Genomic DNA, 13,631 nt, shown 5'->3' with positions numbered 1-13,631 from the left:
GGGCAGGCCGTTCATCACATCATCGCGACAACGGGGATGCGTTCATGCATATGTTGCTGGTCATCTGCGGGGGCATTGTCCTTTTGGGTGTGTTTGCTCTATTTGGAAAACTCTGGGGCGGCGATGCGGCTGGTATCGCGACGGGACTGAAATTCTTTATCCCGGTCTGGCTGATGATCTCACTTGCCAATATGTGGGTTGGCGTTGCCAAAGCCGGTTATACGGTTGCGCAGGAATTACCGGTCTTGCTTATTGTCATAGCTGTCCCGGCAGCGCTCACGTCGATCCTCGTGGGGCAACTGACAAGGAGCTGAAAATGGCTGTTGAAACGGTTTCTCACGCCGCTTAAGCCGCTGCAGTCCATACTCTAGTCTGGACCCATTGTCGTATTGCTGGGGGCGTCAGTCGCCGTTCGTGATCATCCTGCATGACCGGCTAATGCCGAAGTTGACTCCGTCCATGGAAGGTGTCGAGGCCGCAGGAAGTTGAGGGTTCTTTCAGTGGCGTGTCGGGGTACATATTATTTGTCCGAGACGATTATGACGCGTCCGAGGATGGATGTATTTTCGGCATAGGCGTGGGCTGCAGCGGCGTTTGCGAGTGGGAATATCTTGTCCACAACCACCTCAAGATCACCAGTCGCTGCCAGCTCCAGCATCCGGGAGATCGTGGCATGGACCTCTGGCTTTTCCAACTGAGTTCCCATAAATACGCCGAGAAGCGATTGGTTCGCCTGCAGTGCTGGCCAAAGATCGATGCTCAGTACCGAACCACCCGCGTTGCCGACAAACACCAAGCGCCCCTCCGAGCGAAGCGCCGCAAGGGAGTTTTGCAGTGTCGCGCCAACCGGGTCGATGACCAGATCAACGCCACGCCCACCAGTTAGGCGCATGACCGTATCGATGACGTCGACCGAATGGTGATCGATAACATAATCCAATCCGAGACCGATAAGACGTTCGGCTCTTTCAGCGCCAGACACCGTCGCGAGCACCGTCGCGCCTGCTCGGTGCGCGAGTTGGATGGCAGCGACACCTACTCCACCTGCGCCCGCCTGAATGAGAACGGTTTCGCCGCGATTTAAATTACCTCGTGCGAACAGGCAGTGATGAGCAGTTCCGAATGCGATAGGCAACGCAGCAGCGGCAGGCATGTCGAGGCCTTCCGGCACCAGCCAGGTCCGGCTCGCGGCAACCGCACGTAACTCCGCGTGTGATCCGGCGAGATCAAAACTTGTCACCTTCTGGCCCACATGACGATCTGATACGTTTTCTCCAATCGCAATAATTTCACCAGCGGCCGCAAACCCAACGATGAAGGCTGGGTGAGGTGGCTGCGCAGACGCGCGATTGATCAGGTCACCGCCCTCGATAGCGGCGGCCGCTACACGGATCAAGACGCCATTGCTTGGACAAATTGGGTCAGGCACATCAGAGTAGCGCAGGACTTCTGGAGGGCCAGGATGGTCATAGATGGCTGCTTTCATGATTATCTCACTGTAAGATTGCTCACTTTGGGATGAAAGGTGCAGCTGACGTATTTCATATTCACTGAAATCTGAGTGCGCCACTAACGAGGCGGCGGAACATCAGCTGACGTTTATGATGGTCCTTCTCATCAAGAGAGAAACTGCCGGATGGGGCAGCAATTGTACGTTTGGGCAATAGCGCCATTAGCAAATATCTCACTCCCAGCCATAATGCTGCGGCTGAGCGGCAGACTAACTGTGAAAGTGGGAGGTATTGAGTATTGCGGGGCCGCAGGTGGGATCACGGGTAATCGCGCACATGATCGGGGTTGTTTCGTTAGATAGCTCCCAGTGAGGCGAGGGCGACGAGCGCCAACAAACAGGCGTTTCAACCCTCGCCGAAATGTTTGCCATGCCGGTCGAGATCAGCCAGTTACGGGCGTGTTGAGAAGCTGCTGTTCCCAAAGATACGCAATACCGCTGCCACCGAAATGTTGGATGAGAATCTCGGTCAGTGCATCGACATGTTCGGTGCGGGCCCAATCGCGTTGCCATTCACCAGCGAGTGCCATCACGGTCATCACGTTTGCACCAGCCACAATCATCCGCTGGATGGCAACTTCGTGAGACTCCTTGGAAATCCCACCCGACGCGTCGGTAATCACGGTCACGTCCCAGCCTTCGCCAGCAGCCTGGATCACGGGCATTGCGACGCAAACCTCGGTCCATAGGCCTGCGATGATCAGCTGCTTGCGGCCGGTCGCCTTGACGACGTTCACCACATTCTCGTCCTGCCAGGTGTTCACCCAGGTGCGATCAATGACTTCCTGGTCCGGAAATACGTCGGTGATCTGCTTAAAGAGAAGTCCGCCGCGCCCCGCGATCACGCTGGTCATAATGGTCGGAACATCGAAGGCTTTTGCCAGCTTCGCCAGTGCGGTTGTGCTGTTGACCACAGCTTGCGGGTCGTGGCTGTTAAGGTTGGCCAACTGGTAAGGCTGGTGATCGATCAGCACGAGGACCGAATCTTCGGGGCGAAGAAGAGAATCGAGGCCGTTACGAAGGGTCATCAAGACTTCCTTTCTCTGCCGTCATGAACGGCGATGGGTTCAAGTGAGACACGCGTCAATGGGTGACGTTGCCTCGACGCAATTTGCTGTTCCTTTTGGGAGGGTGGTAGTGCCATAGTCCGGCAAACTGTGTCGCGAAACAAGGAACGTCGAAATGGACATCGAAGATCTACAGACATTTGTTGCAGTAGCCGATGCCGGGGGTATATCTGCTGCTGCGCGTCGTCTCGGTGTTTCGAAGTCGATTGTCAGCCGACGGCTCTTTCGAATTGAAACGGAGCTTGGTGTGCAGCTTCTTGCGCGAACGACTCGTGGTGCAGCGCTTACGGAAGCAGGTGTGACATTCAGAGACCATGCGGCCAGAGCAAGCGCTGAGATCGATACAGCCAGGGAAACGATCCTTCCTGCTGGTGAGTTGCGCGGCCGCTTGAGGGTTGCCATGCCGCTTACCTTAGGTGCGACCCACTTTGCCCCCGTGCTCGCCGAAATGGCGCGTCTGCACCCAAAACTTCACATCCACACTTCCTATAGTGATCGCTTTGTCGATCTCATTGCGGAGGGTTTTGATTGCGCAATTCGAGGCGCTTACCTTCAGGACTCCAATCTTATCGCGAGGCGCGTTGGGCCGATCCATGGAAAGCTTGTCGCAAGCCCGGATTATGTCGAGAAAAACGGCTCACCTGAAGCCCTTGATGAGCTCGTTAACCATCAAGCCCTCATGCAGGGAACAGAAGCCTGGCAGTTCATGGATGGAAGCAGGATTGTTACGGTCCAACTACAAGGCAGATTCAAGGCCGACAGTGCTACGGCGCTCGCCGCAGCCGCTGCGGCGGGTCTGGGCATCGCCTGGCTCCCTGATTGTATTACACATGAGTATGTGGCCGCCGGTGCACTGGTTCCAATCATGACACGCTATCCAGTCCCCCCGGGGGGCGCCTATGTCGTGCGCCCGCCAGGCCAGCATCCCACGCGCAAAGTGCGGGTGCTCACAGAAATGCTGACCGAGCATTTTAAACGCAACCCCGAACTTTGGGGTATGGATGACTAGGCAAACATTGGTGGGCCTTGTGAGGGACCGGTTTGTAGCGGTCGTTCGATAGGGAGGGATCGGGCCCGCGTTCCGCTTGCTTTGTAGAAACCTCATCGCTCTTAGTACACAGGAAGACGTCTGAAGTGATCACACGTTTCCAAATCACCGTAGGCTGGCTCCTCGGGATCTTTTCCCGGCAGCTTTTTTTTGGGCATATAATTAGTCAGCGCGCACGTTCTGCTTCTGTGTGCCGAGGCCTTCAATGCCGAGTTCGACAACGTCGCCAGCCTTGAGGTAGCGCGGTGGTTTCATGCCCATGCCAACGCCGGGAGGCGTGCCGGTGGAGATGATATCGCCCGGCTGCAGTGACATGAACTGCGAGAGATAGGAAACCAGATGACGCACGCCATAGACCATGGTCTTGGTCGAGCCGTCCTGCATGGTTTCGCCGTTGACCTTGAGCCACATGCCGAGGTTCTGCGGATCGGCAACTTCGTCCTTTGTCACCAGCCATGGACCTGTCGGACCAAATGTGTCGCAGGATTTGCCCTTGGTCCACTGACCGGCACGCTCGATCTGGAAAGCGCGTTCAGAGACGTCATGCAGCGTGCAGTAGCCCGCGACATAATCAAGTGCATCATCTTCCGAAACGTATTTCGCGGTCTTGCCGATGACGATACCAAGCTCGACTTCCCAGTCGGTCTTTTCCGAACCGCGTGGGATCAGCAGATCGTCGTTCGGGCCAACGATGGCCGAGGTTGCCTTCATGAAGATAACTGGCTCTGGTGGCACAGCCATGCCGGATTCTGCTGCGTGGTCGGCATAGTTGAGGCCGATGCAGATGAACTTGCCGGTGCCTGCAACGCATGGGCCGAGGCGTGGGTTGCCTTCGACCTTCGGCAGCGCATTGACATCCAGTGAGCCGAGCTTGGCGAGCGCTTCAGGGTTGAGAGCCGCGCCGGAAAGATCGCTGACATGGGCAGACAGATCACGGATAGTGCCGTCGGCATCGAGAAGGCCCGGCTTTTCCTGACCGGTTTCGCCATAGCGAAGAAATTTCATGAGTTTACTCCTTGTGGGGATGCTGAATTAGTAACGATGGAGCGCCTAGGGTAGTTGAGATTCTGGTTAAAGGTACATGAGCACCGGAAGCGCAGAAAAGTGCCATTTGCAGGCCGCCAGAGCCTGAATATCGACTACCCTAGATCGTCCAGCCTCCATCAATGTTATAAGCCTGACCGGTCGTGTAAGTTGCACCCGCGAGATAGACCGCAAGATCGGCGATTTCTTCCGGCTGACCGATACGGCCAATTGGCTGACGCGCGATGAAGGCCGCGCGCTGCTCTTCATAATCGCCCTGTGCGCGCAGACGGTCCTGCAGCGATGGGCTTTCAACCGTGCCGGGGCAGATGGCGTTGCAGCGGATGCCCTTGGCAACATAGTCGGCAGCAACAGCCTTGGTCAGACCGATGACAGCCGCCTTGGTGACGCCATAGGCAAAGCGGTTCGGCACGCCCTTCACGCTCGAAGCGACCGACGCCATGTTGACGATGGCACCGTCCTTGCGTTCCAGCATGCCCGGCAACACGGCCTGAATGGTGCGGATCATCGCCTTGACGTTGAGATTGACGGCAAAGTCGAGGTCTTCGTCCTTCATCTCAAGGATTGAGCCGCCATGGACAACGCCTGCGCAGTTGAACAGGATATCGACTTGACCGATCTCGGCAACGAGTACCTTCACTTCTGCCTCGTCAAGCACATTGAGCTTGCGCGTGATAATGCCGGAGACGCCTTCGAGTTCCTTGAGCGCTGCCTCGTTGATGTCGGTCGCATAGACCTTGGCGCCAGCTTCTGCAAAAGCCAAAGCACTTGCACGGCCAATGCCCTGAGCAGCAGCCGTGATGAGTGCGGTTTTTCCATCAAATCGTATCGTCATGACAAACTAACCCGCATAACCACCATGCCACCAGTGTTCCAACGGATTGGAATGCAATATACGTTCGATTGTGCTTTCGCTGATGCGAGGCAGATTTGTTCCCTCAATCTGATCGTTGATAGAACGAAGCCCCTGAATGGATTCTTCAACGGTTGTCCAAGGAAAATCGGTGCCCCAGAAGATCTTGTTACGTTCTGTGATCAGATATTCCTGCGCACAAACCAGGATATTGTAGAACTGCCAGGGGCGATAATAGAGTGCGGAGACTTCGCAATAAACATTGGGTTGTTTGCGAGCCACGATGATGCATTCTTCATACCAGGGGTGCCCCATATGGGCCATTACCATCTTTAAATCCGGATAACGTGCCGCGATTGTGTCGACGTCGAGAGGGCGGCCATATTGAACAGGCGCATTGGCACCGAACGTTGTTCCCATGTGCATGGTGAGAGGCAAATTTTTGCGCTGTAAATATTCGTAAACCGGTTCCAGACGTGGATCGAGCAAAGAAACACCATTGTAGATCGGTCCGAACTTCACGCCTTTGAGACCGAGGTCTTCAATCGCATGAACCAAAAGGTCCATGAAGTCCGGGCGACGTGGATCCATAGCGGCAAAGCCGATAAACTTGTCGGGATATTTTGCCACTGCGGCGGCGGTAACTTCGTCGTCGCCGTCAACGCCGATAGCATCTTTGTATCGAAGCGAGAATATGATGGCCTTATCGACGTCGGCCATAGCTTTGTAAATTGTATCTGCATCAGCAGCCATTCCCATCGACCCGGGACGCGAGCTCGGCGTCAGGCTATGGAACAGCGGCAGTGTTTGTTCCGGGTTGAATATGTTCACATGGCAATCGACGATCATTTTTGGCTCCCATTTGATGACATATAACGTTAAATATTCTTGGCAAATTTCTGTCAAGTATTAGCCGCATTAAATTTGGCAGACGGCGACGTATGCAACTTAAAACAGAATTTATTGGACCATATTGACATCATTTCCAAAAACCGATTAGCTATATATAACGTTAAATGTAATTATAAGAATTTTCGGGAACTCATCCATGGACACAAAGAGAGAACTGCGCAGTTCGCAGTGGTTCGGTACAGCCGACAAATATGGGTTCTACGCCCGCAGTTGGATGAAAAATCAGGGTATTCTCCCGGAAATGTTCGATGGGCGTCCGGTGATCGGGATATGCAATACCTGGTCGGAGCTCACTCCATGCAATGCACATCTTCGCGGGCTTGCCGAACACGTCAAGAAAGGTGTTCTGGCCGCTGGAGGACTTCCGCTCGAATTCCCGGTCATGAGCCTTGGAGAGTCCCTGGTGCGACCAACGGCGATGATTTATCGCAATCAGGTCAGCATGGATGTGGAAGAAACCATACGGGCCAACCCGATTGACGGGGTTGTGTTGCTGGCGGGTTGCGACAAGACCACGCCAGCGCTCTTGATGGGGGCAGCCAGTGTCGATGTTCCCGCAATCATGGTTTCTGGTGGCCCGATGTTGAACGGGCGGTTCAGGGGACGTCAGCTCGGGTCCGGAACCGACGTCATTCGCTTTGATGAAATGCTGCATACCGGAGAGATGTCCACGGCAGAGTTCCTCGATGCCGAGGCCGCGATGAGCCGGTCAGCTGGCTCATGTATGACGATGGGAACCGCATCAACCATGGCATCTCTTGCCGAGGCCATGGGTATGGCGTTGTCGCAAAATGCTGCAATCCCGGCAGTAGACAGTCGTCGCGCTGTTCTCGCTGCGCAGTCTGGCAAGCGTATTGTTGAGCTGGTGAAGAACGATATCCGGCTCTCGCATATCTTGACCAGGCAGGCACTGGAAAATGCGATTATCGTGAACGGTGGCATTGGCGGTTCAACCAATGCGGTGGTGCATCTTTTAGCTATCGCCGGGCGATTGGGTATCGACCTCACACTTGACGATTGGGATCGTCTTGGAAAAACCGTGCCTTGTCTTCTCAATCTGATGCCATCTGGCACATATCTGATGGAAGATTTCTACGATGCAGGCGGTTTGCCTGCGCTCATGCGAGAGTTGCTGCCGTTGATGCACGGTGATGCGATGACCGTTTCCGGGCGCACGATCGCGCAGGAAGTAGCAAATGCGGCTTGTTACAATCAGGATGTCATTCGACCATTTGAAGAACCCTTCAAGGCCCGTGGTGGAATTGCGGTTCTACGTGGAAATCTTGCGCCTGACGGTGCAGTTATCAAACCCTCTGCGGCGTCGCAAGAGCTGATGCAGCACCGGGGCAGGGCGGTGGTATTCGAGGATATGCGGGATTTCAAGGCCCGGATAGACGATCCCGAGCTTGACGTGGATGAGAGCTGCATTCTCGTTCTCAAACATGCAGGCCCGGTTGGTTATCCCGGCATGCCGGAGGTTGGCAATATGACATTGCCGAACAAGTTACTCCGCAAAGGCGTGCGTGACATGGTCCGTATATCGGACGGGCGAATGAGCGGCACTGCTTTTGGAACTGTCGTTCTTCATGTTGCCCCTGAATCTGCAATTGGCGGCCCTCTCGCCTTCGTGCGCAATGGTGACATGATTGAACTTGATGTCGAAGCGGGTCGTCTTCATCTGGATATTACGGATCAGGAAATGGTGGCGCGCCGGGCCGAATGGCAGCGGCCTCAGCCCCATTACGAACGAGGCTATGGCCGGATCTTCATCGACAATGTGATGCAGGCCGACAAGGGAGCCGATTTTGGCGTTTTGGTGGGCTCCAGTGGCAGTGCCGTTCCAGCGAAATCCGTTTGAAACAAAACTACTATCAATCAACCTGAAGAGAGAAGATTATGACAGCCAAGAAACTTCCGGATAATTACCACCTGCTTTTTTCAGCATTGGTTTCCGATGCGCTTGATGCAGTGGGCGCGCGCGATTGCGCGATGCCTTCCTATATACGCCCACTTGATGAATCCCTTCAGCTTTGCGGACGTGCGCGCACTGGAATCTATATGGAGGTCGCTCATGTCGAAGAAGGTGTCAATCCATATGAGCTTGAAATAAAGCTGGTCGATGATCTGAAGGTCAATGATATTGCAGTGCTCGCCTGTGGTGGGTCCGGCAGGATTGCTCCATGGGGCGGATTGCTGAGCACTGCCACCGTAGGCCGAGGGGCTGCTGGCTGCATAACCGATGGCTTCGTTCGCGATATCAAAACAATCCGTGAGCTGAAATTGCCGGTTTATCATGGCGGCATAGCACCACTTGATTCCAAGGGGCGTGGTCAGATCATGGCCATCGATGTTCCGGTAATCTGCGCAGGCGTACGCGTGAAATCTGGTGACCTGATCATTGGTGATGCTGACGGCGTCGTGGTCGTGCCGCAAGAAATTGAGGATGAGGTGCTGGCTGTCGCGTTCAACAAGCTGGAGGGGGAAGATCGTTCAAGCTCGGAGCTTCGCAGTGGCGGCTATCTTCGCGATGTCTATGCGCGATACGGCGTGCTTTAGAACGAATTGAAGTCCCCGGTTACGGGGTTCGACAAATAAAGCAGTATCACCTCGTCGGGATACGCTTCAAATTATCGATATGCGGACATGAAGGCGCTGTGATCGCGTCTTGGCACTTCCGGCAGCCAGCTGTCCTTGACTGCTGCCGGAATTGTTCCCAGAGAGGCATGATATGCAGAGCAATCGAGACGACAAACTTCAACAAGCGCTGCCATTACTAGAGCAGCTACTTGGTGATCGGGTCACCACCGCTCATGCTGAGCGAGACAGGCATGGACGAGGAGAGGCTTATCACCCCGTCTTCCCACCCGATGCGGTGTGTTTTCCTCGTTCAACCGCAGAAGTCGCGGAAATTCTCCGCATATGCCATGCAATTGAGCTGCCCGTTATAGCTTTCGGTGCAGGTACTTCGCTCGAAGGTCACGTTGCAGCATTGCATGGAGGATTAAGCGTCGATCTTTCCCGTATGGATGCGGTACTTAATGTCAGCGCTGGCGATCTCGATGCTACAGTTCAGGCAGGGGTTACCCGGCAACAGCTAAATAGTTACTTGCGTGATACCGGACTTTTCTTTCCCGTAGACCCCGGTGCTGAGGCGACCATTGGTGGTATGGTTGCCACCAGAGCATCCGGAACAAATGCTGTGCGTTACGGCACTATGCGCGAGAATGTCGTGCGACTAACCGTTGTACTGGCTGACGGCCGCATCCTGCAAACAGGAAGCAGGGCGAAAAAATCTGCAGCAGGCTATGATTTGACGCGCCTGTTTGTCGGTTCCGAAGGTACGCTCGGTATCATCACCGAGATCACTGTCAGATTGCATGGTCGCCCGGAGAGTGAAGCAACGGCCATATCTGCGTTTCCTACGACACAAGCGGCAGTTTCGGCGGCCATTTTGATTGTGCAGTCGGGGATTGCAGTTGCACGAATGGAACTGGTTGATGCTAATGGCATCATTGCTTCGAATAAATATTCGAAAACAACGTTCAACGAGACACCGACACTCTTCTTCGAGTTTCATGGCACGCAGGTTGATGTTGATGATCAGGCTGAACGTGTTCGTAAAATTGTAGTGGAAGAAGGAGCAACGGACTTCGTGTGGGAACGCGATGTTGAAGCCCGTGAAAAGCTCTGGCATGCTCGTCACAACCTACATTACGCTATCAGTAACATGCGCCCAGGTGCCAGATTGTGGGGTACAGATGTTTGTGTCCCGATTTCCCGCCTCGCTGATTGCATAGCACTTGCACTCGAAGACAGCCGCGAGATGCCATTCTATGTCGCCGTTGTGGGGCATGTCGGCGACGGCAATTTTCATGTGACCTATGTCATTGATCCCGGGAAAAAGGACGAGATGCGCGCCGTTGGCGTGCTGAGCGAACGCCTCGTACAGCACGCCATTGCTGCTGATGGAACCTGTACCGGAGAGCATGGTATCGGCTACGGGAAAATAAAATATATGGAAGCGGAACACGGCGCGACAGCGGTAGATGTCATGCGAACCATCAAGCAGGCACTCGATCCGCTGAACATTCTAAACCCCGGCAAAATTCTGCCTGAAGGTTAGCGTGTATCGATCTGATTAAAGCAGATCAACACTCTTGAACATATATATTCTGGAAATCGGCTTATGCGTATAAAGGCTTCGGATCATATGACCCGAAGCCTTTTGGAAAGGCGGGTATCGCGCTATAGCTCCCGAAAAGTGCGAAGCGGTTTTCGGAAAAAGATGCGCGTAAAGACACATGGATTGAGCTTTTCCAATGGTTCAATCAAAACAGGAAATGCTCTAGCCATCTTGTTTGGGCGATGAGGTTCTTGTTTTCTTCAGTACGGCAACAAGTCCGAGCAATGCCACTGATCCGAATGTAAGAAGGGTTGAAACGGCAGCGACAACGGGCGAGACATCGAAATCCAGATCCTCGAAAATTTTGCGTGGCAGAGTTTTGTCGCGCACACTGGAAAGAAAGAAAGACACCACCGGCTCATCGAAGGATACAATGAATGCGAAGATGCCGCCTGCAAGGAGCCCGGGCAGTATCAGTGGTAGTGTGACATGGCGAAATGCGTTCCAGCGAGAGGCCCCGAGACTCATCGCGGCAAGTTCCAGATCCCTGTCCGTGGCGGCAAGAGCAGCAGATACTGTTATGATCACGTAAGGTGCTGCAAGTGTGGTGTGTGCCAGAACGAAGGCCACAGTCGAACCAGCCATCCCCATTTGCGAGAACATCAGATACATGGCGACACCAACAACGATGTTGGGCGCAATAATTGGCGCAAGCATTCCCATTGAGATCAGTTGTTTCCCCGGCAGGCGTCCCCGTGAAAGCGCCAATGCGACCATGGTGCCGAAAACCGTTGAAATGACGGCTACGGTGATCGCAATCTTGAAGGAAAAGAGGGCGGGCCCAAGCCAGGCAGGGTCCGCAAGAAGCTCCCTATACCAATCAAGTGTGAAGCCGCGTGGTGGAAAACGCAGATAACGGTCAGGACCGAAAGAGATTGGTATAACGATCAGTGTCGGCATCAGCAGGAATGCGAGGCCGAAGATGCCCGCCACCCGCGTCAACAGGACAGGCAGCGGCAAGCCCGAGAGAATACGGTTCATTATCGTTGATCCAATTGGTTCAGCTTCATGAAGCGGTTGAAAATCGCAATCAGTACGAGAACGGCAATGAGCAAGATCGCGGAAAGTGTCGCGCCCCGTGCCCAGTCGAATTTCTCGGTAATTTCATTACTGATTGCCGTCGCAAGCATCATCGTCCGAGGTCCGCCAATGAGAGCGGGTGTCACGAAAGCCCCGAGCGATACAATAAAAACGATCAGGAAGCCCGCGGTAACCCCTGGCCGTGCAAGTGGCCAAATAACATGGCGAAATACTGAACCATGTGAAGCGCCAAGGCTGAGTGCAGCACGCGGCAATTCTTCAGGAATGGCGCGCAGGGATTGATAGATGGGCATGACCATGAAAGGTAGCATCACATGGGCCTGAGCGACGATGACAGCGGTTTCATTGTATAAAAAGCCTATCGGTGCATCCGTGATTCCCGTCCACTGCAGAAACGTATTGAAAACACCATTGCGCTGTAAAAAGACAGTCCATGCAAAACTGCGAACCAGAACACTGGTCCATAGCGGTATCAGCACACATGCTCCAATGATGGTCGCTCCCATAGGGGATGCATTTCTCATCAGGTTCGCGATGGGGAACCCTATAATCAGAGCCAATGCTGCAACAAGAAAGCTGACCTTGAACGTACGCCAGAAAATGATCAGCGTGAAATCGTCTGAAAGCACGGCTTGATAATGACGAAGTGTGAAATCAGGATCGAACAGGCTGGTTGCTATCAATCTTAGGATCGGCCAGAGAAAAACCACGAGAAGAATGAGTAGCAATGGCAAAACAAGCATCAGGCTTGATGACAGAGACAAGCTTCGACGGTTAGTTTCAGCACTCATTGCGTGGCGCCTTCTTTAAGAAAGCAGGTGGCGCGGCCTGGCTGGACTGCCAAGAATACCGTCCCATCGCTCGGAATATTCGCCGCCGCGTCCAGCCCCAGTCGGGCTGTAATACGCACATTGGCTTTCGTCCGGCTGGTGACTACGATTGACGCCCCGGTAAAACTCTTGGAGACGATACTGGCTTCGAATGTTCCCGGCGATGCGTTGGACGATGCGATGATATGTTCCGGCCGCACGAATATCTCGACAGCAGAGCCTTCGTTTACGGAGTTGCCTGAAGGTAATATCGCCTGCACATCGCCGCCGCCATCTAAGGCCACGAGTACAGAGCCGGCTGAGTTTTGTTTTACAGTGCCCGGCAGGCAGCTTGTTTCGCCAACGAAACCTGCCACGAACCGGGTGGTCGGTTCACGATAAAGCATGTCGGGAGCTGCAATCTGCTCGATCCGCCCATGTGTCATCACAGCAATACGATCAGACATCGTAAGTGCTTCTTCCTGATCATGTGTGACGAATATAATGGTCAAACCCAGCTTGCGTTGCAGTTCTTTGATCTCGATCTGCATCTCTTCCCGCAGTTTCTTGTCCAATGCAGAGAGTGGTTCATCCATAAGCAACAGCGGTGGACGAAAGGCGATTGCACGGGCTATCGCAACACGTTGTTGCTGGCCGCCGGAAAGCTGATCGGGCATGCGATCGGCGAGGCCAGAGAGCCTGACTGTAGCCAGCGCTTCTTCGACAACGGCGTCGGATTCAGCCTTTGCCATACTGCGCATTTTCAATGGAAAACGTACATTCTCGCGCACACTCATATGGGGAAAAAGCGCATAGCGCTGAAATATGACCCCGATCTCACGCTTGTTCGGTGGTAATGCGGTTACATCCCGCCCACCGATGTCAATCGTTCCGGAGGTTGGAACCTCAAATCCGGCGAGACACATCAATATCGATGTTTTCCCCGAACCACTCGGCCCGAGCACCGACAGAAACTCTCCTGCATCTACTTTGAAATTCGCATTATCAACCGCTGTAACATTGCTTCCATATCGCTTGACCAGATTTGTGATCTCGACCTGGGCACCCATTCTAGACATCAAAATTCTCCGGATTGAGCCTTGTCAGGCACATGAGAGCGGTCCACTCAACGTAGAGCCGTGGGAACCGCTCTAATTCGATTTT

At 54.0% G+C, this 13,631-nt stretch carries 13 protein-coding genes; 5 read left to right on the top strand and 8 right to left on the bottom strand.

Annotated features, from left to right (window positions below; translation table 11 throughout):
* The first annotated feature begins 44 nt into the window (after positions 1 to 44).
* Positions 45 to 314, top strand: coding sequence for a hypothetical protein (locus C9380_RS21180; protein WP_128094574.1), 270 nt, complete (start codon positions 45 to 47; stop codon positions 312 to 314).
* A 206-nt stretch (positions 315 to 520) separates the two neighbouring features.
* On the opposite strand, the gene C9380_RS21175 is transcribed toward C9380_RS21180, so the two are convergent.
* Both C9380_RS21175 and C9380_RS21170 read right to left on the bottom strand, forming a co-directional pair.
* A complete protein-coding gene (locus C9380_RS21175; RefSeq protein ID WP_128094573.1) occupies positions 521 to 1,486 on the bottom strand; it encodes a quinone oxidoreductase family protein in 966 nt (321 codons plus the stop codon).
* 407 nt (positions 1,487 to 1,893) lie between these two features.
* Positions 1,894 to 2,538 (bottom strand): hydrolase, encoded by a 645-nt coding sequence (locus C9380_RS21170; RefSeq protein ID WP_128094572.1) that lies wholly within the window; start codon positions 2,536 to 2,538, stop codon positions 1,894 to 1,896.
* A 154-nt stretch (positions 2,539 to 2,692) separates the two neighbouring features.
* On the opposite strand from C9380_RS21170, the gene C9380_RS21165 reads away from it, so the two are divergent.
* A complete protein-coding gene (locus C9380_RS21165; RefSeq protein ID WP_128094571.1) occupies positions 2,693 to 3,586 on the top strand; it encodes a LysR family transcriptional regulator in 894 nt (297 codons plus the stop codon).
* Between the two features lie 201 nt (positions 3,587 to 3,787).
* On the opposite strand, the gene C9380_RS21160 is transcribed toward C9380_RS21165, so the two are convergent.
* From C9380_RS21160 to C9380_RS21150, 3 genes are all read right to left on the bottom strand, one after another.
* Positions 3,788 to 4,630 carry a fumarylacetoacetate hydrolase family protein gene (locus C9380_RS21160; protein WP_128094570.1) on the bottom strand — a complete coding sequence of 281 codons (843 nt, stop codon included), beginning with the start codon at positions 4,628 to 4,630 and terminating at the stop codon, positions 3,788 to 3,790.
* Between the two features lie 139 nt (positions 4,631 to 4,769).
* Entirely contained in the window at positions 4,770 to 5,504 is a 735-nt protein-coding gene (locus C9380_RS21155) for an SDR family oxidoreductase (protein WP_128094569.1), read from the bottom strand.
* A 6-nt stretch (positions 5,505 to 5,510) separates the two neighbouring features.
* Positions 5,511 to 6,371 (bottom strand): amidohydrolase family protein, encoded by an 861-nt coding sequence (locus C9380_RS21150; RefSeq protein WP_128094568.1) that lies wholly within the window; start codon positions 6,369 to 6,371, stop codon positions 5,511 to 5,513.
* A 199-nt stretch (positions 6,372 to 6,570) separates the two neighbouring features.
* On the opposite strand from C9380_RS21150, the gene C9380_RS21145 reads away from it, so the two are divergent.
* From C9380_RS21145 to C9380_RS21135, 3 genes are all read left to right on the top strand, one after another.
* On the top strand, positions 6,571 to 8,292 hold the full coding sequence (locus tag C9380_RS21145; protein WP_100559813.1) for an IlvD/Edd family dehydratase: 1,722 nt from the start codon (positions 6,571 to 6,573) through the stop codon (positions 8,290 to 8,292).
* A gap of 38 nt (positions 8,293 to 8,330) precedes the next feature.
* Entirely contained in the window at positions 8,331 to 8,990 is a 660-nt protein-coding gene (locus C9380_RS21140; protein ID WP_128094567.1) for an RraA family protein, read from the top strand.
* A 172-nt stretch (positions 8,991 to 9,162) separates the two neighbouring features.
* Entirely contained in the window at positions 9,163 to 10,557 is a 1,395-nt protein-coding gene (locus C9380_RS21135; protein ID WP_128094566.1) for an FAD-binding oxidoreductase, read from the top strand.
* A gap of 222 nt (positions 10,558 to 10,779) precedes the next feature.
* Here the strand turns inward: C9380_RS21135 and C9380_RS21130 are convergent, their stop codons facing one another.
* The 3 genes from C9380_RS21130 to C9380_RS21120 are packed head-to-tail and all read right to left on the bottom strand — an operon-like array spanning position 10,780 to position 13,546.
* Positions 10,780 to 11,598 (bottom strand): ABC transporter permease, encoded by an 819-nt coding sequence (locus tag C9380_RS21130; protein WP_128094565.1) that lies wholly within the window; start codon positions 11,596 to 11,598, stop codon positions 10,780 to 10,782.
* Positions 11,598 to 12,449, bottom strand: coding sequence for an ABC transporter permease (locus tag C9380_RS21125; protein WP_100559819.1), 852 nt, complete (start codon positions 12,447 to 12,449; stop codon positions 11,598 to 11,600). Before C9380_RS21125 ends, C9380_RS21130 begins: the two co-directional genes overlap by 1 nt.
* Positions 12,446 to 13,546 carry an ABC transporter ATP-binding protein gene (locus tag C9380_RS21120; RefSeq protein WP_164844705.1) on the bottom strand — a complete coding sequence of 367 codons (1,101 nt, stop codon included), beginning with the start codon at positions 13,544 to 13,546 and terminating at the stop codon, positions 12,446 to 12,448. The genes C9380_RS21125 and C9380_RS21120 overlap by 4 nt, the downstream gene beginning before the upstream one ends.
* Positions 13,547 to 13,631 lie beyond the last annotated feature (85 nt).

The organism is Brucella pituitosa, assembly GCF_003049685.1.
Lineage (GTDB): Bacteria > Pseudomonadota > Alphaproteobacteria > Rhizobiales > Rhizobiaceae > Brucella > Brucella pituitosa.
This window is presented reverse-complemented; position numbering and strand designations above follow the sequence as displayed.

Coding starts and splice junctions, on each gene's coding strand:
- C9380_RS21180 (WP_128094574.1), top strand. CDS start 45: ATGCATATGTTGCTGGTCATCTGCGGGGGCATTGTCCTTTTGGGTGTG.
- C9380_RS21175 (WP_128094573.1), bottom strand. CDS start 1,486: ATGAAAGCAGCCATCTATGACCATCCTGGCCCTCCAGAAGTCCTGCGC.
- C9380_RS21170 (WP_128094572.1), bottom strand. CDS start 2,538: ATGACCCTTCGTAACGGCCTCGATTCTCTTCTTCGCCCCGAAGATTCG.
- C9380_RS21165 (WP_128094571.1), top strand. CDS start 2,693: ATGGACATCGAAGATCTACAGACATTTGTTGCAGTAGCCGATGCCGGG.
- C9380_RS21160 (WP_128094570.1), bottom strand. CDS start 4,630: ATGAAATTTCTTCGCTATGGCGAAACCGGTCAGGAAAAGCCGGGCCTT.
- C9380_RS21155 (WP_128094569.1), bottom strand. CDS start 5,504: ATGACGATACGATTTGATGGAAAAACCGCACTCATCACGGCTGCTGCT.
- C9380_RS21150 (WP_128094568.1), bottom strand. CDS start 6,371: ATGATCGTCGATTGCCATGTGAACATATTCAACCCGGAACAAACACTG.
- C9380_RS21145 (WP_100559813.1), top strand. CDS start 6,571: ATGGACACAAAGAGAGAACTGCGCAGTTCGCAGTGGTTCGGTACAGCC.
- C9380_RS21140 (WP_128094567.1), top strand. CDS start 8,331: ATGACAGCCAAGAAACTTCCGGATAATTACCACCTGCTTTTTTCAGCA.
- C9380_RS21135 (WP_128094566.1), top strand. CDS start 9,163: ATGCAGAGCAATCGAGACGACAAACTTCAACAAGCGCTGCCATTACTA.
- C9380_RS21130 (WP_128094565.1), bottom strand. CDS start 11,598: ATGAACCGTATTCTCTCGGGCTTGCCGCTGCCTGTCCTGTTGACGCGG.
- C9380_RS21125 (WP_100559819.1), bottom strand. CDS start 12,449: ATGAGTGCTGAAACTAACCGTCGAAGCTTGTCTCTGTCATCAAGCCTG.
- C9380_RS21120 (WP_164844705.1), bottom strand. CDS start 13,546: ATGTCTAGAATGGGTGCCCAGGTCGAGATCACAAATCTGGTCAAGCGA.